This window comes from Aeromonas sp. R7-4 (assembly GCF_040908055.1).
GTDB lineage: Bacteria > Pseudomonadota > Gammaproteobacteria > Enterobacterales > Aeromonadaceae > Aeromonas > Aeromonas sanarellii.
Genome location: NZ_JBFODA010000035.1, coordinates 1 through 19998, shown reverse-complemented (window position 1 = coordinate 19998; position 19998 = coordinate 1). Strand labels below are relative to the sequence as shown.

Below are 19998 nucleotides of genomic sequence, written 5' to 3'. Positions count from 1 at the left end.
GTAACCGTTCACCGGGAGGATGTTGACAACAACTCTTCCGGGAGCGGGTAGTCTGTTTTCTCTATGCAGGCACCGACCACGGCCCTCAGCCATTCCTGCGGACAGCGACCTAACCGCTTGGCTGTCTCTATCAAAGACAAGATGCGCTGCCGAAACAGCTCTCCCCGATGTGACCAAACGCCATAGCTCCCCTTGCGCCACAGCACATACCCGCGTAGCGCCCGTTCCGCCTCATTATTGGTCAAGGCTATCTCGTCGTTTTCCAGAAAACGCCACAGCATTTCATCATCCTTGAGCAGTAGCCGACAGCGACCTCGGTAGCGCTTGCTGCACAGCAAACTGCCTCGCCCCAGCTCTTTTCGCCAGCTTTGCCGACATCGCTCAAGCCTTCGCTGATATTGTTTCTGGCTCAACACGCCTTGTTCATAGCCATGTCGAACCCTGAATACGCTATTTGCGAGAAGCACCAGTCGGGCCCCAATGGGCTGATTGACCTTTTCGCCGCTGTCGGCAATCGCTGCCACATTGCGCAGTACATGGGCCCAGCACAGCTGACGCTGGCTGCTGTCGATGAAACGGTATCCTGCGTACTGGTCTGTCACCAACACGCCATCCAATTCTGAGCCCAGCAGCCGTTTGGCCGCATCCTGACCCCGGCCAAACGCCGTCATGAAACAGACGGCCACCTTGCTCAGTGCCAGCCACATCCAGCGCCGCTCACCACCACGCTGATGCCGTGTTTCATCGGCATGGATACAGGAGGCTGATTGCACTTGTTGTTTGATGGCCTGGTGCGTCGGGGTCAACATGGCACTGACTCGCCCTTGCGCCTCGCTGATGGCGCCGCGACTGAAGCTCAGGCCGAAGTGCTGTTTAAGCTGTTGTTGTATCTGGCTAATGCTCTGGTGAAACAGACCACTTTGCAGGGCGATGTAGCTCAGCAGGTTGGTCCCCATCTGGCTGCTGCTCACCGTCTCGGGCAACGGAGCCGGGCTGGTCTCGATGCAATGACAACAGGTGCCGCTAAAGAGCTGATGTTCGGTCACCCTGTAGCTGACCTCGGGCAGGTCAAAGACCTGATGGACGCGGTAGGGTTTGTCATGAAATACCACATTGCCCCCACAGCAGGCGCACTGTCTGGCAGGGTAATGGGGTATTACCGTCAGCCGTTCATCCGCTGGATGACGCTCACGCCGAGCGCCTTTGTGGCCCGGTTGGGCGCCGCGTTTTTTACCTGAGGCAAGGCGCGGCCGAGCAGGTGGTGGTGAGCCTGGCCCATCACTGGAAGGAGGCTTGGAGGAATTGCCGCTGTGCTGGTTGAGTCGGTCTTCTAGCTCGGCGATGCGCGCCATCAGCTTCTGAATAAGTTCATTAGCCTGCTCAAGGGTCAGCGGCGAAGCGGCCGGTGGGGTCATGGATGTGCTCATGCCCCTGATGGTGCCAAGCTGACAGGATCACGCAAGAGGCAATAGTGGATCACCGGACGATCGTCTCATTTTTTACCTGTCAACTGGTCTGGGTGAACCGTTACATGTCCAGGCCCACCTGACCCGCCAGCCCCCAGGAGGAGTCGACGCTCACATCCGTCCCGGCCAGGGCACCGCGCCCCTCCTCGTCGAAGAAGGTGGTGTAGTTGATGCCGGCGCCGACATAGGGACGCACCTTGCTGTTGGCATCCCCGAAATAGTACTGCGCCATCAGGGTCGGCGGCAGATGCTTGACCTTGGCGACCTCGCCCAGCCCGGCCGTGGACACAGAGTGGGAGAAGGGGGTTGCGGCCAGCAGCTCGACGCCCCAGTTGTCCGTCAGCATGTAGGAGAGAGTCAGGCCCAACTGCATGTTGCTGTCGATCTCCAGCTCGCCGGTGCCCAGCACGTCGTCACTGCTGGTCTGGGGGGAGACGAAGGCCAGGCCGCCACGGACCAGGATGTCACCGGCCTGGTGTGCCATGGCGACGGGGGAAGCAAAAGCGGCTGCGATTAACAGAGGAAGGATCTTTTTCATCACATTATTCCTTTTTGTTTTCTTTCTATGTTGTAAGCCCGAAAACTATAAAAGGATGTGAATGACCGGTTATTGATTTGGCTCAATAGTTATCAAGAAATAGATGGATGTACACAACAGCTTTCCATGTTCACAATTCCGGCGAGACAAAACAAAAAACCATTTAAATACAACATCAAGCGATAATTTTAGGCATCAGCGGACAACTTAAAATACCAAACAAATACACCTTAACGCCCCTCATATCTCCTTTTCATTGTTGTTTAATTATGTCCGTCAGCGTATTTTATTAATGCGATGTAGCCACGCTGTAATTTAATTTTTATGAAACCACAAACGCGCAAAGACAAAATAATCGGCATCCTGGCAGCCATCTGGGGCATCGGCTCCTTCCTGTTCATTCTGCTGGGCTTCCTGTTTGCCCTCGCCTTCCTGATGCTGGCCCACTGAGCCTTCATATCGCCGGCGCTGCCGCGCTCGCCCGACGGGGCCATTTACTCCGACAAAAAAGGGGCCTGCTGAGCGAGCCCCTCGTTTGCATGACTTTCCCTTACTTGCCCAGCAGTGGCGCCAGGAAGCGGGCCGTGTGAGACTCCTGGCAGCGGCTCATCTCCTCCGGCGTGCCGGTCACCAGGATACGGCCACCACCGGCGCCCCCCTCAGGCCCCAGATCGACGATCCAGTCGGCGGTCTTGATGACGTCCAGGTTGTGCTCGATGATGACGATGGTGTTGCCGCGATCCCGCAGCTGGTGCAGCACCTTGAGCAGCTGCTGGATGTCGTGGAAGTGCAGCCCGGTGGTCGGTTCGTCGAGAATGTAGAGGGTCTGACCCGTATCCCGCTTGGAGAGCTCCCGCGCCAGCTTGACCCGCTGTGCCTCGCCGCCCGACAGGGTGGTGGCTGACTGGCCAAGCCGGATATAGGAGAGGCCCACGTCCATCAGGGTCTGCAGCTTGCGCGCCACCGCCGGCACCGGATCGAAGAAGGCGCGGGCATCTTCCACCGTCATCTCGAGGATCTCGTGGATGTTCTTGCCCTTGTACTTCACCTCCAGGGTCTCGCGGTTGTAGCGCTTGCCCTTGCAGACGTCGCACGGTACGTAGACATCCGGCAGGAAGTGCATCTCCACCTTGATGACCCCATCCCCCTGGCACGCCTCGCAGCGCCCCCCTTTCACGTTGAAGGAGAAGCGGCCCGGCTGGTAGCCGCGCGAGCGCGCCTCCTGGGTGCCGGAGAGCAGCTCGCGGATCGGGGTGAACAGGCCGGTGTAGGTCGCCGGGTTGGATCTCGGGGTGCGGCCGATGGGGCTCTGATCGATGTCCACCACCTTGTCCAGGTGCTCCAGCCCTTCCACGCTGCGATAGGGTGCCGGGGTGGACTCGGTGGCCTTGTTCAGCTCCCGGTGAGCGATGCGGAACAGGGTGTCGTTGATCAGGGTCGACTTGCCGGAGCCGGAGACGCCGGTGACGCAGGTCATCACGCCAATGGGCAGATCCAGGTTTACGTTGCGCAGGTTGTTGCCGCTCGCCCCCTTGAGTTTCAGCCACTTGCCGGTGAGCGGGGTGCGCTCGACCGGGATGGCGATCTGCTTGCGGCCGGAGAGGTAGTCACCGGTGAGCGACTCTGGATTGGCGATGATCTCTTCCGGCGTCCCCTGTGCGACTATGGCGCCGCCGTGCACCCCGGCCCCCGGGCCGATATCGAGCACGTGGTCGGCGAGGCGGATGGCGTCCTCGTCGTGCTCCACCACGATGACGGTGTTGCCGAGATCCCGCAGATGGGTGAGGGTCTTGAGCAGCCGTTCGTTGTCTCTCTGGTGCAGGCCGATGGAGGGCTCATCGAGTACATACATGACCCCCACCAGACCGGCGCCGATCTGGCTCGCCAGCCGGATCCGCTGGGCCTCGCCGCCGGAGAGGGTTTCGGCGCTGCGGGACAGGCTCAGGTAGTTGAGGCCCACGTTCACCAGGAAGCCAAGCCGCTCGACGATCTCTTTGAGGATCTTCTCGGCGATCTGGGCCCGTTGGCCGGTCAGCTGGATGCCGGCGAAGAAGGCCAGGGCGTCGCCGATGGACTGCTCGGCGATGGCGGGCAGGTTGCGGTTGTCGACGAAGACATGGCGCGCCTCCTCCCGCAGCCGGCTGCCGCCACAGCTGGTACAGGATTTGTTGGCGATGTACTTGGCCAGCTCTTCCCGCACCGAGTTGGACTCGGTCTCCCGGTAGCGCCGCTCCATGTTGTGCAGGATCCCCTCGAAGGGGTGCTTGCGCACCACCACATCGCCGCGATCGTTCATGTAGCGGAACTCGATCTCGGTGCGACCCGAGCCCCGCAGGATCACCTCCTGGGTCTTGGCAGGCAGCTCCTCCCAGGGGGTCTCCAGGTCGAACTGGTAGTGCTCGGCCAGGGATTTGAGCATCTGGAAGTAGTAGAAGCTGCGCTTGTCCCAGCCACGGATGGCGCCGCCGGCCAGGCTCTGGCCCGGATCGTGGATAAGCTTGGCGGGATCGAAATACTGCTGCACCCCCAGGCCGTCGCAGGTGGGACAGGCGCCGGCCGGGTTGTTGAAGGAGAAGATGCGCGGCTCCAGCTCAGACATGGAGTAGCCGCACTCCGGGCAGGCGAAGTTGGCGGAGAAGGTCATGGGCTCCACGCCTTCTTCCCCGTCCATGGGTGCCACCAATACGATGCCGCCGGAGAGGGTCAGCGCCGTCTCGAACGACTCGGCCAGGCGCAGGGCCAGATCCTCGCGCACCTTGAAGCGGTCGACCACCACTTCGATGGTGTGCTTCTTGTGCAGCTCCAGCGCGGGGGGATCGGAGAGATCGCACACCTCGCCGTCGATGCGGGCCCGGATATAGCCCTGGGCCGCCAGGTTCTCCAGCAGCTTGGTGTGCTCCCCCTTGCGATTGCGCACCACGGGGGCCAGCAGCATCAGCTTGGCGCCCTCGGGCTGGGCCAGCACCTGATCCACCATCTGGCTGATGGTCTGGGCGGCGAGCGGGATGGCGTGGGTCGGGCAGCGCGGCTCACCGACCCGGGCAAACAGCAGACGCAGGTAGTCGTAGATTTCGGTGATGGTGCCGACGGTCGAGCGCGGGTTGTGGGAGGTGGACTTCTGCTCGATGGAGATGGCCGGGGAGAGCCCCTCGATGTGATCCACGTCCGGCTTCTCCATCAGGGAGAGGAACTGGCGGGCGTAGGCGGAGAGGGACTCCACGTAGCGGCGCTGGCCCTCGGCATAGAGGGTATCGAACGCCAGGGAGGATTTGCCCGAACCGGAGAGACCGGTCACCACGATCAGCTTGTCGCGGGGCAGGGTCAGGTTGATGTTCTTGAGATTGTGGGTGCGGGCACCCCGGATCACGATTTTTTCCATCTTGTTGCGCGCTCGATACGGGAACCAGAGCGGGTCAGTATGGCATAGAGACTACTGGATGAATAGACAGTCTTTTATCATCCTCCCACCTCTCAGAGATACTCCTTGGCCCAGCTCACCGCCTGCAGGCGGTTCTTGACGTTCAGCTTCTTGAACACGTTGTAGAGGTGGGACTTGACGGTGTGCTCGCTCACGAAGAGGTTGTCGGCGATCTCGGTATTGGAGGCCCCCGTCATCAGGTGGCGGACTATCTCCTGCTCGCGGGCGGTCAGCAGCGTCTGCTGGCGCAGGGGCTGCCCATTCCCCTTGCGGTAGTAATCCACCAGATCGCACAGCAGGTGGCGCGGGATCCAGTACTCCCCCTGCAACACCTTGCGTATACCGATCACCAGGCGATCCAGGCTGTCCTGGCGGAAGAAGAGCCCGCTGGTATGGGGCCACATCAGCAGCAGCTCCTTGTCCGTGCTGGTCGGGGCGTTGAGCAGCACGGCGCTGGCCTCGCTGAAACGGTGACAGATGGCCTTGCTCCATTGCTCCTGCTGGGTCGACTTGAGGTAGTCCAGATCGATCAGCAGCAGTGGCTGGGCACCGGTGACGGCGGGATCCGGCAGGGCGTCCAGCTCTCCCACCAGCAGGATGGACAGGCCGAGCTGTTCGCTGAGGTGACGCTGGAAACTGGTGGCTTGTGCGTTGTTTTCGGTGATCAGCACTAGGGGGTATTCGGGCGTCATCAAGAAGACTTCCTTGCACATTCGAGTCAGGGCTTTTTTGGCAAGAAAGAGTACCAATCCCCTTTCAGGCTGCAGCATTAAAAAAGTATTAGACGTCGCCGTGGCTCCTTTGAAGCCCAGCAATTTTCCAACCAATACAAGTGACTAGCACACGCCCCCCATATGGGGGGTAAAGTGGTGCCAGCCAGCACCATAGCAGGCCTTTGCCGTCGATGCAGCACACTCCGTCGTCATCCGCTTGCTGGTGGCCCCGGACCTCGGGTAATTTACTCAGGCTGTGGCGAGGTGTTGACGCCCGCCGAGGCAGGAAGGTGTGCGCTCATGCCCGCCAACTGGTACTATGGCGGACAAACGCCGTGGCCGTGAGCGGTGTCCCCGCTGGCAAGCGCCGGCCCGGCCACGACACTGAGTGTGGATGACGTCCATCCGCGGCGCGCATCTTGTTGCAAACAAACGCATTATTGAATGGGCCCAGGCATCTGGCCTGGCCGGTATACATAAGGGTGGAAGAGAGATTATGGCCAGTCGAGGCATCAACAAAGTCATTCTGATCGGTAACCTGGGGCAAGACCCGGAAGTGCGCTACATGCCGAGCGGCGGTGCCGTGACTAACATCACCCTGGCCACCTCCGACACCTGGCGCGACAAGCAGACCGGCGAGCAGAAAGAGCGGACCGAGTGGCACCGCGTCGTCTTCATGGGCAAGCTGGCCGAAGTCGCCGGCGAATACCTGAAGAAGGGTTCCCAGGTCTATGTGGAAGGCAAGCTACAGACCCGCAAGTGGCAGGATCAAAGCGGCCAGGAGCGCTACACCACCGAAGTGCTGGTAGACAGCTTCACCGGCGTGATGCAGATGCTGGGTGGTCGTCCGCAGGGCGCCGGCCAGGGCATGGGGGGTCAGTCGTCCCAGGGCAGCTGGGGTCAACCGCAACAGGCTGCGCCGCAGCAGAACATGCACCGCCCTGCCGCCCCGCAGCAGAACATGCAGCCCCAGGGGGGCTACGGTCGTCCGGCCCAGCAGCCGCAATCCGCACCGCCAGTCTACAACGAACCGCCGATGGATTTCGACGACGACATCCCTTTTTGAATGTCACTAGGCCCTGATCACACAGGGCCTTTTTTTGCCTGTTTCTGACGCATTCATCCCCCCCGGTCACCATGTTGTCACGACGCTCCGGCCCTCCCCCTCTCCAACGCGCTCACTTGTGGCTATCATCGGAGCGAATCACTCCTACGAGAAGTTGCATGAGTCACCTCCACCGCCTGCTGTATCTCGCCCTGCTGATGTTTGCCGCCCCCCTGGCGGCGGCGCCGCTGCGGGTGGGCGTGAGCTTCGCCATTCCGCCCTATGTGCTCACGCACGAGGACAGGGGCATAGAGCTCGATCTCATGCGCGAGGCCTTCGCCGGCAGCGATCATGAGCTGCAGGTCATCTATCTGCCTCTGGAGCGGACCTTCCGGATGCTGGAGGAGGGCAAGCTGGATGCCATCATCAACGTCAAACCCGGCATGGTGGACAACGCCTACCTATCCCAGCGCGTGATCACCTTCCACAACCGTGTCTTTACCCTCGATCAGACGGCGTTTCACTCCCTCCAGGATCTGCAGACGCTGCGAGTCAGCGCCTTCCAGCGGGCGCGGCAGATCCTGGGAACAGAGTTCGCTGACATCGTCGCCCGAAATCCCCGCTATGAAGAGGTGGCGAGGCAGGAAGGCCAGGTACAGCGGCTGCTGCTGGGACGCACCGATGCCGTGATCCTGGATCAGCGGGTCTTCTACTACTACATGACGCACCTGATCGGGGAAGACAAGAATGACGAGCGCTATCCCTCGGACAGAGTCAGGCAGCACGACCTCTTCCCACCCACTCATTACCACTTCGCCTTTCGGGAGATCGAGCTGCAACGGTTGTTCGACAGGCAGTTGACCCGGATGAAGGCCGACGGCCGCTATGAACGGATCTTTGCCGCCTATGGCACCACCTCATCAGCGGAAAATATAAAAGCCAGCCCATGAGGACTGGCTTGATACTGGCTCCGGTGGAACGACAGTGTGGGGAGCGTTACTTCATCGCGCTGCCATTTTTCAGCTCGGCTTTCTGCCGTTTGGCCTCGCGCTTCTCTTTCAGTGACATCTGCGGTTTTTTCTTGGCATCTTTGCCGTGATGCTGTTCTTTGTTGCTCATCATCAGACTCCAAAAAGGTTACCAGGACAGTTGGAATGAAGATTCCAGCATGTCAGCCGAATCGTACGCTAGCAGTGACGATCGAGGATCGCACTGGTTCCAGCATACCCCCAACCTTCCATCGGGATCCAGCCTTGCGGCAGGCCGCTCCAGCCAGTGCCTGCCGGGACCTTGTCCCCCAGAAGTGACGCCCGGGCGACATTTTCCAGACCGGCCGCAAGATGGGACGAGAGACGCCCACAGATGTGTGTTAGGGTGGCTTTTCACCTGCCGCAGGAGCGCGTCATGAAGAAGCTGGAAATGAAAGATCTGACCGAGGCCGAGAAGGCCGAGATCGCCCTCTTGGTGCAGAAGGCCCAGGCCAATGCCGATCACCCTCTGACCAACGGGGAGCGCAACAAGATCCGGGAGGCCGGGCGCCTTAAGATCGCCTCGGATCGCGCCAAGGCAGCCAAGGCGGCTTCCGCACTGGCAAGGGAGAAGGCCAAGGAGCGGGCCAGGGATCAGGTGCTGCCCGACACCTTCGACTGGGCTGAGTCCGTCAGCAACAAATTCCGTGGCAGACGCTGATGCCAGCATGAATGCATGCGGATGATTGCGCCAAAAAACCACTCTTCAGTAGAGGATGATGTCATCATATTGGGGTTGGCGGCGTGATGCGCCTGAGATGGCACGCACATCAACATAAAACGCTGGCGAGGACCGACTCGGGAAGAAAGAATACCAAGATAAAGATTGCCATGGCGGAGTGTGCGTGTTCTAATCGTTTTCGATGGTTCGGTAGTTCAGACCTGATTATGTTAGGCAGTCATCTTAAAGCAGTGATTTGTGCATGCAATTGTCCCCGATAATTCTTGCCAGATAATTCTCCTTCTTTAGTGCTCCCCATACGTATTGCTGACGAAAAATCATGGATTGCCACACCGGTGGCGTTTCAATATCACTATTCAAGGAAATTATCATGTCCAACAAAATGACTGGTACCGTAAAGTTCTTCAACGCCGAGAAAGGCTTTGGCTTCATCTCCCCGGCTGACGGCAGCAAAGACGTGTTCGTTCACTTCTCCGCCATCCAGTCCAACGGTTTCAAGACCCTGGAAGAAGGTCAGCGCGTTGAGTTCACCATCGAGCAAGGCCAGAAAGGCCCGGCCGCTGCCAACGTTACCGGCCTGTAATTCACGCCCGAGCTGCTTGCCGTTGATCGACAAGCGTCTCAGCAAGAATTGAAAAAACCCGCTTCGGCGGGTTTTTTGTTGCCCGCGATCCGGCAGCTGTCGTTTCACCCCATCAGCTCCGGCCGAAGACAGAGAAAGGGCGCCAACCTGGACGCCCTCTCCCGAACATGGGACCTGTACTCACAGCGGCAGGCTGATCCTCGCCTCCAGCCCGCCCTCGGGACGATTGTGGAGGCTGAGCTCCCCGCCGTGCTGGTGCACCAGGGTGCGGGCGATGGCGAGCCCCAGCCCCACGCTGCCCGATTCGGTGTTGCGGGCCTCGTCGAGCCGCACGAAGGGCTTGAACACCTCCTCCAGCTGGGCCTCGGCGATGCCGGGTCCCCGGTCGCAGACCCGGATCAGCAGCTCGGAGTCGGTGCGCACCAGGGACACCTCGGCCCCTCCCGCATACTTGATGGCGTTGCCGATGAGGTTTTGCAGCACCCGGCGCAGGGTGTTGGCGCGACAGGCGTAGACCTGCTTGCCCTCGGCCAGGCAGGTGACGGGTTGCCCCATGTCGGCATAGTCGTCGCACAGGCTCTCCAGCAGGCTGACCAGATCCAGCTCCCGGGTCGCCTCCTGCTGCCCCTCCTCCCGGGCGAAGCTCAGGGTCGCCGCCAGCATCTGCTCCATCTGCTGCAGGGTCTGCTGGAAGCGCTCCTTGTCCTCCCCGTCCGCCAGAAACTCGCTGCGCAGCCGCAGGCTGGTGATGGGGGTGCGCAGATCGTGGGAGATGGCGGCCAGCATCCGGGTCCTGTCCTGCACGAAGCGATCGAGCCGGGTATGCATGCGGTTGAAGGCCTGGATGGATTCGCGGATCTCGGTGGGTCCCTCCTCCCGCAGGGGCTCTATGTCCTCCCCCCGCCCCAGCCGGTCCGCGTTGGCGGCCAGCTGCTTGAGGGGCAGGGTGGCGCGGCGGAACAGCCAGATCATCAGACCGATCACCAGGCTCGCCACCAGCAGCAGGTTGAGGGTGGTCTGCCAGGACCAGCTCGCCGACTCCTTGTCCACCAGGGAGCTGAACTGCAGCCAGCCGCCGTTCGGCAGTTCGATGGAGCCATAGAGCCGCATGTCCTGGGGCGGCGGCATGCCGCTGCGATCCTTCATCATGCGGCTGTGATGCTGCCAGGCCCGGCTGCGCTGGAACTCCTGCTTCAGCTCGGCGCTGATCTCCACCGCCAGCTGGGGCGGGTAGTCGAGCTTGGCCCGCACCAGCCGCTCGAAGCGGGGGCTGCGGTTGTCCGGCTGCAGCGGCTCGTCGGAGAGGCGCAGCAGCAGGGTCTCGCTGCGGCTCGCCTTGAGGATCTCGTGATAGAGGGAGGGGGGCGAGAGGGAGAGCAGCCGCACCACCGAGACGATGCGCTGCATGGCGTTGCGGCTGTTGACGTAGCCGAGGGCCTCCTCCCGGTCAGAGCGGTAGATCTGGATGCTGAGCAACTGGATCAACACCAGCCCCGCCAGGGCAACCAGCACTATCTGGCCGGTCAACCCCTTGGGCAGCAGCCTGGCGAAGAGCCTCTTGATCATGATCGCCTCACTCCTGGGTCACGTCGGCGGCGAACAGGTAACCGCCACCCCAGATGGTCTTGATGAGCTCGGGATTCTTGGGATCCCGCTCCAGCTTGCGGCGCAGCCGGCTCACCAGGGTGTCGATGGCGCGATCGAAGGCCACCGCCTCCCGGCCCCGGGCCAGATCCAGCAGTTGATCCCGGCTCAGCACCCGCTGGGGCCGCTCCAGAAACACCTTGAGCAGATCGAACTCCGCGGTGGAGAGGCTCATCCCCACCCCCTCCTCGTCCACCAGCTCGCGGCGATTGACGTCGAGCAGCCAGCGGTCGAAGCGCAGATCCCGGGTCAGGGCCTCGGGCACGGGCAGGCTCTCCGCCTGGGTGCGGCGCATCACCGCCTTGATGCGGGCCAGCAGCTCCCGCGGGTTGAACGGCTTGGAGAGGTAGTCGTCGGCCCCCATCTCCAGGCCGATGATGCGATCCGTCTCCTCCCCCATGGCGGTGAGCATGATGATGGGCAGGCGGGACTTCACCCTGAGCTCGCGGCACAGGGTCAGGCCATCCTCCCCCGGCATCATGAGATCCAGCACCAGCAGATCGAACTCCCGCTCGTCCAGCAGCCGCTTCATCTCCTTGCCATCCCGGGCACAGCTGACACGCATGCCGTGCTGCTCCAGGAACCGCTTGAGCAGATCGCGGATCTCGCTGTGGTCGTCGACCACCAGAATGTGGGGGCTGCCTTGGTTCATCACTGTCTCTCCCGTTATCGAGCTGGGGCGATTATACGAAAATCAACCGGACGGGTTGTGTCAAAGTGTGCCAGAGCGCCAAGATGCCACACTCTGCTACAAAATAGTCCGGTACTGGCAAAGTTCAGACACTTCCACGGTGTTTACTGGGTACCAAGGCGAAACAGCCTGCATCCATCCCAATTAGACAGGAGTGACCCATGAAAAACCTGACCAAGACCCTGCTGACCGCCACCCTGATCCTCGGCCTGCCGCTGGGCGCCTATGCCGCCAGCGAGGCCGTCTCCACCGCCCAGCCGACCCAGGCCATGGCGGCCGGCTGCCCCATGGACGGTGCCGGCATGATGGGCGGCAAGCACCACGGCGGCCGCCACGACAAGATGGCCCGCATGCAGAACATGACCCCGGAACAGATCCAGGCCCACCTGCAGCAGCGCTACGACAGGATTGAAGATCCGGCCAAGAAGGCGGAGTTCGTGAAGAACCTCTCCCTGCGCGCCGACGGCATGGTCAAGCACGCCGAGGTGATGAAACAGTTCGCAGAGGCCAACCAGTAAGCCGACGTGACAAGGCGGTTTGCCGAGGTAGACCCAGAAGACACAAACCGGCAGACAAGTTGACGACGGGGTGGCCTTGGCCACCCCGTTTTTCGTTTCCGCTCAACCACCCAGACCGAGATTCTCCCGCCTCCATGCCCCTTTTCTGTCTCCCTGACCCCGGTTATGTGAGCGATAACAAACGTTCCCCTTTCGAAATAACTCATAATGGCGCCTCATGACAACTTCGGGCGAGGCCCCGACAACGGTGGACAGGAGTCGAGATGGAATGGAATCTGGGCACGATCAAGGGGCGCTACACCGCCGTCTTCGTGGGCTTCATGGCGCTGGTGTGCGCCCTGACGGTGATCGGCATCCAGCTCTGGATCAAGCCGGCGCTGCAGCAGGCCGGTGAGCAGAACGTGGCGCTGCGGGTCGGCGAGATAGCGACCGATATCCGCGACCAGCTCAACGGGGTGCAGACCCAGTCCCGCAGCATCACCCAGCTGGTGGCCCAACTGCCGAGCGAGCAGATAGACGCCCTGCTGCCCGCCCTCATCGATCAATACGGCAACGCCATGGTCTTCGGTGGCGGCATCTGGCCCCTGCCGGACAAGCGGGAGGCGGGTCGCGCCAAGTTCAGTACCTTCTACCACAGGGATGCAGCCAACGCCCTCATTCCCAACACCTACTGGAACTCGGCCGAGGCCCCCAACTACTTCGAGCAGCCCTGGCACCAGGCCGGCCAGCGGGCTCCTCGCGGCACCTGTGCCTGGGCGGTCGCCTACCAGGACGGCGCCAGCCAGCAGCCGAGAACCAACTGCGCCATGGGGATCTATCGCGATGGCGCCCTGTACGGGGTGTCGACCATAGACGTGACCCTGGGCTTCTTCAACGACCTGGTGGCCAGGAAGGAGCAGGAGATCGGCGGCCAGGTGCTGATCGTCGAGGCTGACGGCAAGATCCTGAGCAAGAATGCCCGCCTGACCGGCGATGTGGTGCTCGGCAACCTCGCCGCCCACGCCGACTATCCCTTCGCCGGTGCCATCGCCGGCCTGCTCGGCCAGGATGCGAGCAAGGGGCTGCTGCGCACCACCTTCCAGGATCAGGGGGAGGAGCAGACCCTGCTGATGGAGGCCATCGAAGGGACCCCCTGGCTGCTGGCCACCGCCCTGCCGACCCGTACCCTGACCCAGGAGAGCCGGGACGTGCTCGCCACCCTGGCCAGCATCCAGCTGCCCCTGGTGGGCCTGCTGTTCGTACTCATGGTGCTGGCCATCCGCCAGCTTGGCAGCCGTCTGCAGACCCTCAGGCTCAACATCGACGCCCTCAGTGCAGGCGATGCCGACCTGACCGCCCGCATCCAGGTCAAGGGTCATGACGAGCTGGACGGCATCGCCCTGTCGGTGAACCGCTTCATCGCCTTCCTGCAGCAGATGATGGTGCAGGTGACCGAGGCCACCGACCTCATCACCCGCGAGCTGGCCCAGCTCGATCAGCAGACCGGGCAGGCCAGGCGGATCCTGGGGGAACACGCCAGCGAGACGGATCAGGTGGTCACCGCCCTCACCGAGCTCAGCTCCACCGCCGACAGCGTGGCCCGGCACGCCAGCGACTCGGCGAGCTTCATCGAGGTCGCCAATGGCCAGGCCGCGAGCTCGCGCAGGGTGGTGGGATCGGCCTCCGCCAGCGTGGTGGCCCTCATCGACGAGGTGGATCTCGCCGCCGCCAAGGTGCTGGAGATGCAGGAAGATGCCAGACAGATCGGCAGCGTGCTCGGGGTGATCGGCGGCATCGCCGCCCAGACCAACCTGCTGGCGCTCAACGCCGCCATCGAGGCGGCCCGGGCCGGCGAGCAGGGGCGGGGCTTTGCGGTAGTGGCCGACGAGGTACGCGCCCTCGCGGCCCGCACCCAGAACAGCACTGCCGAGGTGGGCAGCATGCTGTCACGGCTCACTCAGGGGGTGGCCGAGGCCGTGCTCGCCATGGAGCAGACCAAGCGCAGTTGCCAGGCGGCGGCCGACAACACGGGCCAGGTCACGGGCGGGCTGGACAGCATGGCCGACGCCGTGGTGCAGATCCACGATCTCAGCAGCCAGATCGCCACCGCCGCCGAGGAGCAGAGCCGGGTCACCGAAGAGATCAACCGCAACATGGTGAGCATCCGCGACATGCTGGGCCTGCTGGTGGAGAACGGCAGCAACACGGAGCAGAGCGCCGCCACCCTGCTGGGCTCCAATCGCCAGTTGCTGACCCTGGTGCGCCGCTTCAAGGTGTGAGCCTGAACGCCAGCCAGCAAAAAGGGGCCCTCGGGCCCCTTTCTCATTCAGGTCACCAGCACTCAGGCCTTGTTGGCCAGGTTCAGGGTCTTGACGGTCTCGCCTTCGAACTTGATGACCACGTCTTTCTGGGCCACTTCGGAATCCTTCAGCAGGGACTTGGTGGTCTCGGCCAGCAGCGGGGAGGCCTTGTTCAGGGCACCCAGATCATAGGTCCACACTTCCAGACCGGCATCGGTCCTGGTGCTGGCGGGGGCGCCCAGCTTGTCCTTGATGGCCTGCTTGTTGGAACCACCTTCCTTGATGTCCAGGGCCTTCTTGATCGCCTCGTTGGACGCGGTGTCCATGGCGCTGCCCGCCATCTCTTTGGCGGTGCTGGTGACGCTGCTGGTCACTGTGTCGGTCAGGGAATCCATCAGGCCGGCCTGGGCAACCAGAGGCAGGGCGGTCAGGGCAATCAGAAGGCACTTTTTCATTAAGATACATCTCGCAGGAATGAAAGAGCGCGCATGAGACCAGCGGGAAGGATTGGCGTCAAGGAAATCCCAAGGTCAAGCCGTATCCGGGGGGTAAACCCGCCCATCGCCTCCGACCAGTGACGCCGGTCTAGCCGCAGAGCTGATCCTTGCCCGCCAGCTTGGCCCGGTAGAGCGCCCTGTCCACCCGCGCCATCAGCTGGGGCAGCGGCTCGTCGGGATCGGACTCCACCAGCCCGAAGCTCAGGGTGACCGGCTCCACCCCCTTGACCCTGGCGTAGCCCAGCCGCTGTCGCAATTTCTCGGCCACCAGCAGGGCGTCGGGCAACCGGGTGTTGGGCAGCACCAGCATGAATTCGTCCCCTCCCCAGCGGGCCAGCAGATCGATCTCGCGGATGGAGCCGCGCGTCAGGCGCACTATGTCGATCAGGGTCTGGTCCCCCACCCCGTGGCCGTGGCGATCGTTGATCTGCTTGAAGTCGTCCACGTCCATGGCGATCACGGCGAAGGGCTCCTTGAAGCGTCTGGCACGCTCATACTCCAGCCGGACCGCCTGTTCCAGCCGATAGCGGCTGGCCGCGCCGGTCAGGGAGTCCGTTTCCGCCAGGCGGCGGTTCTCCTCTACCTGGTGCTGCAGCATCAGATTGAGCCGCTCCAGCTCGGCGGTACGCTCCGCCACCTGCTGCTCCAGGGAGCGATTGTGCAGCTCCAGCCGGGCGTAGAGTTCCCGCTGGGCATGGATGTTCCGGTGCGCCCCTATCATCCTGGCCACGGAACCGTCCGGGTTGCGCGCGACGATGAGGCCACGGTCCTCCACCCAGAGATAGTCGCCGTTGCGGCAACGGCAGCGGTACTCGACCCGGTAGTCGGGCGATTTCCCGCTCAGATAGGCGTCGAAGCGCTCCATCACCCGCGCCAGATCGTCCGGGTGGATCACGTTCTCCCAGGTGAAGACGTTGTTGTCGAGGGAGTGCGGCTCATAGCCCAGCATCTGGTACCAGCCCGGATTGCGATAGACGTAGCCGGTGTTGGCATTCCAGTCCCAGATACCGTCGCTGACGACCTCCAGAATGCCGCGCATCACGGCCTCGTTGAGATCCGGGATCGTGAGGGTGTCATTGTCTTGCAGCATGGGAACCATCCTTGTTCTGCTACCTGGCGCCAGATCGGGTGACTCGGGCCCGCTTGTCGCCACTGTGGGAACCCGTTGTCGGCCTGCCGGGTTGTCAGGGGCCACGCATCGCCCGCCATGACAAGGGTATCGGCCAGCCGCCGGGCCTCTGAATAACAGTAGCAGCCCGCTCCACGGTGAGTCCTGAGCTCCGTCACATGCTCTCGCTACTTTCCGCCGCCGGGTTGCACCAGGGCGGTGCACCGCCTTGGCGCAGCCCGGCCCATATTGGGCGCCATGCCCCCTTCCCTTGGGTGGGCACAAAATAAATCATTGAATAAATAGGAGAAAATTATTGGCCCAATATTTGCCCCTGGTATGAGGGAACCACCAAGGACTGGGGAGATCGCATGAAGTTAATCACCGCCATCATCAAGCCGTTCAAACTCGACGACGTCCGCGAAGCCATCGCCCAGCTCGGCGTGGAGGGGCTGACGGTCACCGAGGTCAAGGGATTCGGCCGCCAGAAGGGGCACACCGAGCTCTACCGGGGCGCCGAATACCAGGTGGATTTTCTGCCCAAGGTGAAGCTGGAGATCGCCACCCGGGCCGACAGCGTCGAGCCGATCATCGACGCCATCTGCCAGGCCGCCCGCACCGGCAAGATAGGTGACGGCAAGATCTTCGTCTACGACCTGCTGGCCGCCGTGCGCATCCGCACCGGCGAGACCGACACAGACGCCCTTTGATACGACTGGAACCGAGGAATACGACATGGAAGAGTTGATCACATCCGTCAGCGAGCTGCGCTATGCGCTCGACACCTTCTACCTGCTGATCTCCGGCGTGCTGGTCATGTGGATGGCCGCCGGGTTCGCCATGCTGGAGGCCGGCCTGGTCCGCGCCAAGAACACCACCGAGATCCTGACCAAGAACATCCTGCTCTATGCCATCGCCTGCATCATGTTCCTGCTGGTGGGGTACAACATCATGTACGTGGACAACACCGCCGGCGGCTGGCTGCCGAGCTTTGGCAGCCTGATGGGCAGCCAGGCGGACGACGCGGGCCACTCCCTGCACGCCGACTTCTTCTTCCAGGTGGTGTTCGTCGCCACCGCCACCTCCATCATCTCAGGTGCGGTGGCGGAGCGGATGAAGCTCTGGTCCTTCCTGCTGTTCTGCGTGGTGATGACCGGCGTCATCTACCCCGTCGAGGGCTACTGGAGCTGGGGCGGCGGCTTCCTGAAGGAGGCGGGCTTCACCGACTTCGCGGGCTCCGGCATCGTCCACCTGGCGGGGGCCGCCGCCGCCCTGGCCGCCGTGCTGCTGCTCGGCCCCCGTCGCGGCAAATATGGCAAGCAAGGGGAGATCCATCCCATCCCCGGCTCCAACCTGCCGCTCGCGACCCTGGGTACCCTGATCCTCTGGATGGGCTGGTTCGGCTTCAACGGCGGCTCCCAGCTGGCGCTCTCCAGCGCCGCCGACGCCACCGCCATCGGCACCGTCTTCGTCAACACCAACGCCGCCGCGGCCGCCGGCGTGGTCGGCGCCCTGCTGGTCAGCAAGCTCACCTGGGGCAAGGCGGATCTCACCATGATCCTCAACGGCGCCCTCGGGGGCCTGGTCGCCATCACCGCCGACCCTGCCTCCCCCAGCCCGCTGTTCGCCAGCCTGATCGGCGCCCTGGCCGGCGCCCTGGTGGTCTACGCCATCGTCGCCCTGGATCGCCTGAAGATCGACGATCCGGTCGGCGCCATCTCGGTACACGGGGTGTGCGGCCTGTTCGGCCTGATGGTGGTGCCCTTCTCCAACGGGAGCGCCACCTTCGGCGCCCAGCTGCTGGGGGCCGCCGTCATCTTCGGCTGGGTCTTTGCCGTCTCCCTGATGGTCTGGGGCCTGCTCAAGGCCACCCTGGGCCTGAGGGTAAGCGAAGAGGAGGAGCTGCTGGGGGTGGATGCCCACGAGTGCGGCATCGATGCCTACCCCGAGTTTGTCAGCATCAAATCCAGCACCTGACACAGACTGCTGCGTGCGGGGCCCGGGGAACACCCCGGGCCCCGCTCTTTTTGGGACGTCCTCAGCGCTCCTTGAAGGCGGGGTGATGCAGGCGACGGTAGTGGCTGGGCGCCAGCCCGTGCTGACGCTTGAAGGCGGTGGAGAAGTGGTACTCGTTCTTGAAGCCGCACTGCTCGGCCAGCCGCTTCACCGGATCGGCCCGGCTCGCCAGCAGGAGCGCCGCCCGCTGCAGGCGCAGCCGTTGCAGCAGCGCCATGGGGGCCAGCGCGAAGTGCTGCTGGCAGAGCCGATGGAGCTGGCGCTCGGAGAGGTGCAGGGCGGCGGCCATGCGGGCGACATCCCAGGGCTCGGCGAGCGATTCTTTCAGCATCAGCTCGAGGCGCAGGGCCAGCCGCTCGCCACGACTCTGCCCCTCCCCCTTTTGCAGCAGGCGGCGCAGGTAGAACCCGAGCTGCTCCACCAGGAGGGCGCTGAGCAGCGGATCCTGGTGCCGCTCCTGCTCCGCATAGAGGTTTTCTATGGTGCGAAGCAGAGTCCCCTGCTGGGAGGTGCAACCCAGGCGAGGGCGGCTGGCGAAGGCATCCCAGGCCGCGCCCTTGTGCAGCAGCAGCCACACCAGATCCCAGCCGCCATCCACCGCGGCCCCGCCTTCCTGTCCGCCCTGCTCTGGCAACGGCTTCTCGGGTAGCTGCTGCTCGGGTAACTGCTTCTCGGGTAACTGCTTCTCGGGTAACTGATAACAAAGCGGCTCCCCGGCCGGGATCAGGGCCCACTCCCCGGCCTGCAACCGCTCGAAGCGATCCCCCACCCGCACCTCCCCCTCGCCCCCCAGGGTCAGCAGAAAACAGTGCACATCGGCAAAGCGGCGTGCGATGCGGTAACGGGTCTTGAGGCGCGAGTAGCCCGCCAGCCACACCCGCTCCTGGCCAAGGGCCGGCAGCAGGCTGTCGCAGCAGATCTGCTCGCGGCAGTCGGGGGAGACATCGACAAGATCGGTGTTGGCAGTTTCAGACATCATCAGGACGGGCTCAGCCATGTCGAGGATCAGGGCCCCAGCATAGCATCATGGGCATCGAGTCACAGGAGACCAGTCATGCACATCCATCACGTCGCCATCTGGGCGCAGGATCTGGAGGCACTCAAGGCATTCTACTGCACCCTGTTTGGCGGGCAGGCCAATGAGCGCTACCACAACCCGACCAAGCAGTTTTCGTCCTACTTCGTGCGCTTCGAGGGGGGCGCCAGCCTGGAGCTGATGCATATCCCCACCCTGCGCCCGGCAGATCTCGCCCTGCCGCACCCGCTGCAAGGACTGGCCCATATTGCCTTCTCCCTCGGCAGTGTGGAGGAGGTGGACAAGATGACCGCCCGCCTCAAGCTGCTCAAGGGCGCCGAGGTGAAACACCTGGACGGTCCCCGCTGGACCGGCGACGGCTATTACGAGAGCACCTTCCTCGACCCGGAAGGCAACCGGCTGGAATTGACCATCTAACCCAAGGGGAGGGTTCGAGTGATGCCACTATGCCAAGCAGCCGGTGAGCCATCTGCTTTGCCCCTCCCCTTTGCGAGGGGAGGGCCGGGGTTTGCCGTGCCGGCTGACGGATGGGGCCATGACCCCCTCCCCGCCTCCCCCTTGGCAGGGGGAGGAGCCATCAAGATGCCATTCTCTGGACGGGTCACATAATGGATGTGGCAGGTGAATATACATTCAATAGGTGCTGTACAGATCTAGTTATCACCTGACACCGGCCTCAAACCGGTGTCTTGTTTACGCTACTTTAGTGCGCACTTTCTTCGGTATCAATTTCAGA

At 62.8% G+C, this 19998-nt stretch carries 19 protein-coding genes and 1 pseudogene; 10 read left to right on the top strand and 10 right to left on the bottom strand.

From position 1 onward, the window contains the following. Nucleotides 1-8: 8 nt before the first annotated feature. Both AB5Y72_RS09780 and AB5Y72_RS09775 read right to left on the bottom strand, forming a co-directional pair. Entirely contained in the window at nt 9-1427 is a 1419-nt protein-coding gene (locus AB5Y72_RS09780; protein WP_201972752.1) for an IS66-like element ISUnCu16 family transposase, read from the bottom strand. Between the two features lie 103 nt (nt 1428-1530). Next, a pseudogene (locus tag AB5Y72_RS09775) lies at nt 1531-2004 on the bottom strand (OmpW family outer membrane protein); the annotation flags it as partial. 324 nt (nt 2005-2328) lie between these two features. Here AB5Y72_RS09775 and AB5Y72_RS09770 point away from each other — a divergent pair. Next, a complete protein-coding gene (locus AB5Y72_RS09770; RefSeq protein ID WP_005328766.1) occupies nt 2329-2454 on the top strand; it encodes a hypothetical protein in 126 nt (41 codons plus the stop codon). Nucleotides 2455-2554: 100 nt separating this feature from the next. On the opposite strand, the gene uvrA is transcribed toward AB5Y72_RS09770, so the two are convergent. Both uvrA and AB5Y72_RS09760 read right to left on the bottom strand, forming a co-directional pair. Then, nucleotides 2555-5383: an excinuclease ABC subunit UvrA gene (gene uvrA, locus AB5Y72_RS09765; RefSeq protein ID WP_325783708.1), complete on the bottom strand. Its 2829-nt coding sequence runs from the start codon at nt 5381-5383 to the stop codon at nt 2555-2557. A gap of 92 nt (nt 5384-5475) precedes the next feature. Continuing rightward, nucleotides 5476-6114 (bottom strand): LuxR C-terminal-related transcriptional regulator, encoded by a 639-nt coding sequence (locus AB5Y72_RS09760; protein WP_209795023.1) that lies wholly within the window; start codon nt 6112-6114, stop codon nt 5476-5478. A 517-nt stretch (nt 6115-6631) separates the two neighbouring features. Here AB5Y72_RS09760 and AB5Y72_RS09755 point away from each other — a divergent pair. Both AB5Y72_RS09755 and AB5Y72_RS09750 read left to right on the top strand, forming a co-directional pair. Beyond that, the gene (locus AB5Y72_RS09755; protein ID WP_325783707.1) at nt 6632-7201 is read left to right on the top strand and encodes a single-stranded DNA-binding protein; all 570 of its coding nucleotides are present in this window, start codon (nt 6632-6634) and stop codon (nt 7199-7201) included. Between the two features lie 158 nt (nt 7202-7359). Then, complete coding sequence (locus AB5Y72_RS09750; protein WP_325783703.1) at nt 7360-8130, top strand: transporter substrate-binding domain-containing protein; 771 nt, start codon at nt 7360-7362, stop codon at nt 8128-8130. A gap of 46 nt (nt 8131-8176) precedes the next feature. Here AB5Y72_RS09750 and AB5Y72_RS09745 read toward each other — a convergent pair whose 3' ends face one another. Beyond that, nucleotides 8177-8299 (bottom strand): hypothetical protein, encoded by a 123-nt coding sequence (locus AB5Y72_RS09745; protein ID WP_010675895.1) that lies wholly within the window; start codon nt 8297-8299, stop codon nt 8177-8179. 285 nt (nt 8300-8584) lie between these two features. Here AB5Y72_RS09745 and yjbD point away from each other — a divergent pair, with 285 nt between their 5' ends. Together yjbD and AB5Y72_RS09735 are read left to right on the top strand one after the other, a co-directional pair. Then, nucleotides 8585-8869 (top strand): DUF3811 domain-containing protein, encoded by a 285-nt coding sequence (gene yjbD, locus AB5Y72_RS09740; protein WP_318162480.1) that lies wholly within the window; start codon nt 8585-8587, stop codon nt 8867-8869. Nucleotides 8870-9260: 391 nt separating this feature from the next. Beyond that, nucleotides 9261-9473: an RNA chaperone/antiterminator CspA gene (locus AB5Y72_RS09735; protein ID WP_042078672.1), complete on the top strand. Its 213-nt coding sequence runs from the start codon at nt 9261-9263 to the stop codon at nt 9471-9473. Between the two features lie 180 nt (nt 9474-9653). Here AB5Y72_RS09735 and AB5Y72_RS09730 read toward each other — a convergent pair whose 3' ends face one another. Together AB5Y72_RS09730 and AB5Y72_RS09725 are read right to left on the bottom strand one after the other, a co-directional pair. Continuing rightward, a complete protein-coding gene (locus AB5Y72_RS09730; protein ID WP_042078671.1) occupies nt 9654-11039 on the bottom strand; it encodes an ATP-binding protein in 1386 nt (461 codons plus the stop codon). Between the two features lie 7 nt (nt 11040-11046). Continuing rightward, nucleotides 11047-11769, bottom strand: a complete 723-nt coding sequence (locus AB5Y72_RS09725; RefSeq protein WP_209795012.1) for a response regulator — start codon at nt 11767-11769, stop codon at nt 11047-11049. Between the two features lie 200 nt (nt 11770-11969). Here AB5Y72_RS09725 and AB5Y72_RS09720 point away from each other — a divergent pair, with 200 nt between their 5' ends. Continuing rightward, nucleotides 11970-12326, top strand: coding sequence for a hypothetical protein (locus tag AB5Y72_RS09720; RefSeq protein WP_042078670.1), 357 nt, complete (start codon nt 11970-11972; stop codon nt 12324-12326). Between the two features lie 263 nt (nt 12327-12589). Next, nucleotides 12590-14584, top strand: coding sequence for a methyl-accepting chemotaxis protein (locus AB5Y72_RS09715; RefSeq protein WP_368198929.1), 1995 nt, complete (start codon nt 12590-12592; stop codon nt 14582-14584). Nucleotides 14585-14646: 62 nt separating this feature from the next. On the opposite strand, the gene AB5Y72_RS09710 is transcribed toward AB5Y72_RS09715, so the two are convergent. After that, nucleotides 14647-15060, bottom strand: coding sequence for a hypothetical protein (locus tag AB5Y72_RS09710; protein ID WP_200163916.1), 414 nt, complete (start codon nt 15058-15060; stop codon nt 14647-14649). Between the two features lie 130 nt (nt 15061-15190). Next, complete coding sequence (locus AB5Y72_RS09705) at nt 15191-16192, bottom strand: sensor domain-containing diguanylate cyclase (RefSeq protein ID WP_042078667.1); 1002 nt, start codon at nt 16190-16192, stop codon at nt 15191-15193. A gap of 389 nt (nt 16193-16581) precedes the next feature. Between AB5Y72_RS09705 and AB5Y72_RS09700 the strand changes: the two genes are divergently transcribed. Beyond that, a complete protein-coding gene (locus tag AB5Y72_RS09700) occupies nt 16582-16920 on the top strand; it encodes a P-II family nitrogen regulator (RefSeq protein WP_216991528.1) in 339 nt (112 codons plus the stop codon). A gap of 25 nt (nt 16921-16945) precedes the next feature. Continuing rightward, the gene (locus AB5Y72_RS09695; RefSeq protein ID WP_042078665.1) at nt 16946-18187 is read left to right on the top strand and encodes an ammonium transporter; all 1242 of its coding nucleotides are present in this window, start codon (nt 16946-16948) and stop codon (nt 18185-18187) included. A 61-nt stretch (nt 18188-18248) separates the two neighbouring features. On the opposite strand, the gene AB5Y72_RS09690 is transcribed toward AB5Y72_RS09695, so the two are convergent. Beyond that, on the bottom strand, nt 18249-19205 hold the full coding sequence (locus tag AB5Y72_RS09690) for an AraC family transcriptional regulator (protein ID WP_368198928.1): 957 nt from the start codon (nt 19203-19205) through the stop codon (nt 18249-18251). 75 nt (nt 19206-19280) lie between these two features. Here AB5Y72_RS09690 and AB5Y72_RS09685 point away from each other — a divergent pair, with 75 nt between their 5' ends. Next, nucleotides 19281-19679, top strand: coding sequence for a VOC family protein (locus AB5Y72_RS09685; RefSeq protein ID WP_325783701.1), 399 nt, complete (start codon nt 19281-19283; stop codon nt 19677-19679). The last annotated feature ends 319 nt before the right edge of the window (nt 19680-19998 follow it).

Excerpts from the sequence above, each read along its gene's own strand:
- AB5Y72_RS09780 (WP_201972752.1), bottom strand. The coding sequence starts at position 1,427 with ATGAGCACATCCATGACCCCACCGGCCGCTTCGCCGCTGACCCTTGAG.
- AB5Y72_RS09770 (WP_005328766.1), top strand. The coding sequence starts at position 2,329 with ATGAAACCACAAACGCGCAAAGACAAAATAATCGGCATCCTGGCAGCC.
- uvrA (WP_325783708.1), bottom strand. The coding sequence starts at position 5,383 with ATGGAAAAAATCGTGATCCGGGGTGCCCGCACCCACAATCTCAAGAAC.
- AB5Y72_RS09760 (WP_209795023.1), bottom strand. The coding sequence starts at position 6,114 with ATGACGCCCGAATACCCCCTAGTGCTGATCACCGAAAACAACGCACAA.
- AB5Y72_RS09755 (WP_325783707.1), top strand. The coding sequence starts at position 6,632 with ATGGCCAGTCGAGGCATCAACAAAGTCATTCTGATCGGTAACCTGGGG.
- AB5Y72_RS09750 (WP_325783703.1), top strand. The coding sequence starts at position 7,360 with ATGAGTCACCTCCACCGCCTGCTGTATCTCGCCCTGCTGATGTTTGCC.
- AB5Y72_RS09745 (WP_010675895.1), bottom strand. The coding sequence starts at position 8,299 with ATGAGCAACAAAGAACAGCATCACGGCAAAGATGCCAAGAAAAAACCG.
- yjbD (WP_318162480.1), top strand. The coding sequence starts at position 8,585 with ATGAAGAAGCTGGAAATGAAAGATCTGACCGAGGCCGAGAAGGCCGAG.
- AB5Y72_RS09735 (WP_042078672.1), top strand. The coding sequence starts at position 9,261 with ATGTCCAACAAAATGACTGGTACCGTAAAGTTCTTCAACGCCGAGAAA.
- AB5Y72_RS09730 (WP_042078671.1), bottom strand. The coding sequence starts at position 11,039 with ATGATCAAGAGGCTCTTCGCCAGGCTGCTGCCCAAGGGGTTGACCGGC.
- AB5Y72_RS09725 (WP_209795012.1), bottom strand. The coding sequence starts at position 11,769 with ATGAACCAAGGCAGCCCCCACATTCTGGTGGTCGACGACCACAGCGAG.
- AB5Y72_RS09720 (WP_042078670.1), top strand. The coding sequence starts at position 11,970 with ATGAAAAACCTGACCAAGACCCTGCTGACCGCCACCCTGATCCTCGGC.
- AB5Y72_RS09715 (WP_368198929.1), top strand. The coding sequence starts at position 12,590 with ATGGAATGGAATCTGGGCACGATCAAGGGGCGCTACACCGCCGTCTTC.
- AB5Y72_RS09710 (WP_200163916.1), bottom strand. The coding sequence starts at position 15,060 with ATGAAAAAGTGCCTTCTGATTGCCCTGACCGCCCTGCCTCTGGTTGCC.
- AB5Y72_RS09705 (WP_042078667.1), bottom strand. The coding sequence starts at position 16,192 with ATGCTGCAAGACAATGACACCCTCACGATCCCGGATCTCAACGAGGCC.
- AB5Y72_RS09700 (WP_216991528.1), top strand. The coding sequence starts at position 16,582 with ATGAAGTTAATCACCGCCATCATCAAGCCGTTCAAACTCGACGACGTC.
- AB5Y72_RS09695 (WP_042078665.1), top strand. The coding sequence starts at position 16,946 with ATGGAAGAGTTGATCACATCCGTCAGCGAGCTGCGCTATGCGCTCGAC.
- AB5Y72_RS09690 (WP_368198928.1), bottom strand. The coding sequence starts at position 19,205 with ATGATGTCTGAAACTGCCAACACCGATCTTGTCGATGTCTCCCCCGAC.
- AB5Y72_RS09685 (WP_325783701.1), top strand. The coding sequence starts at position 19,281 with ATGCACATCCATCACGTCGCCATCTGGGCGCAGGATCTGGAGGCACTC.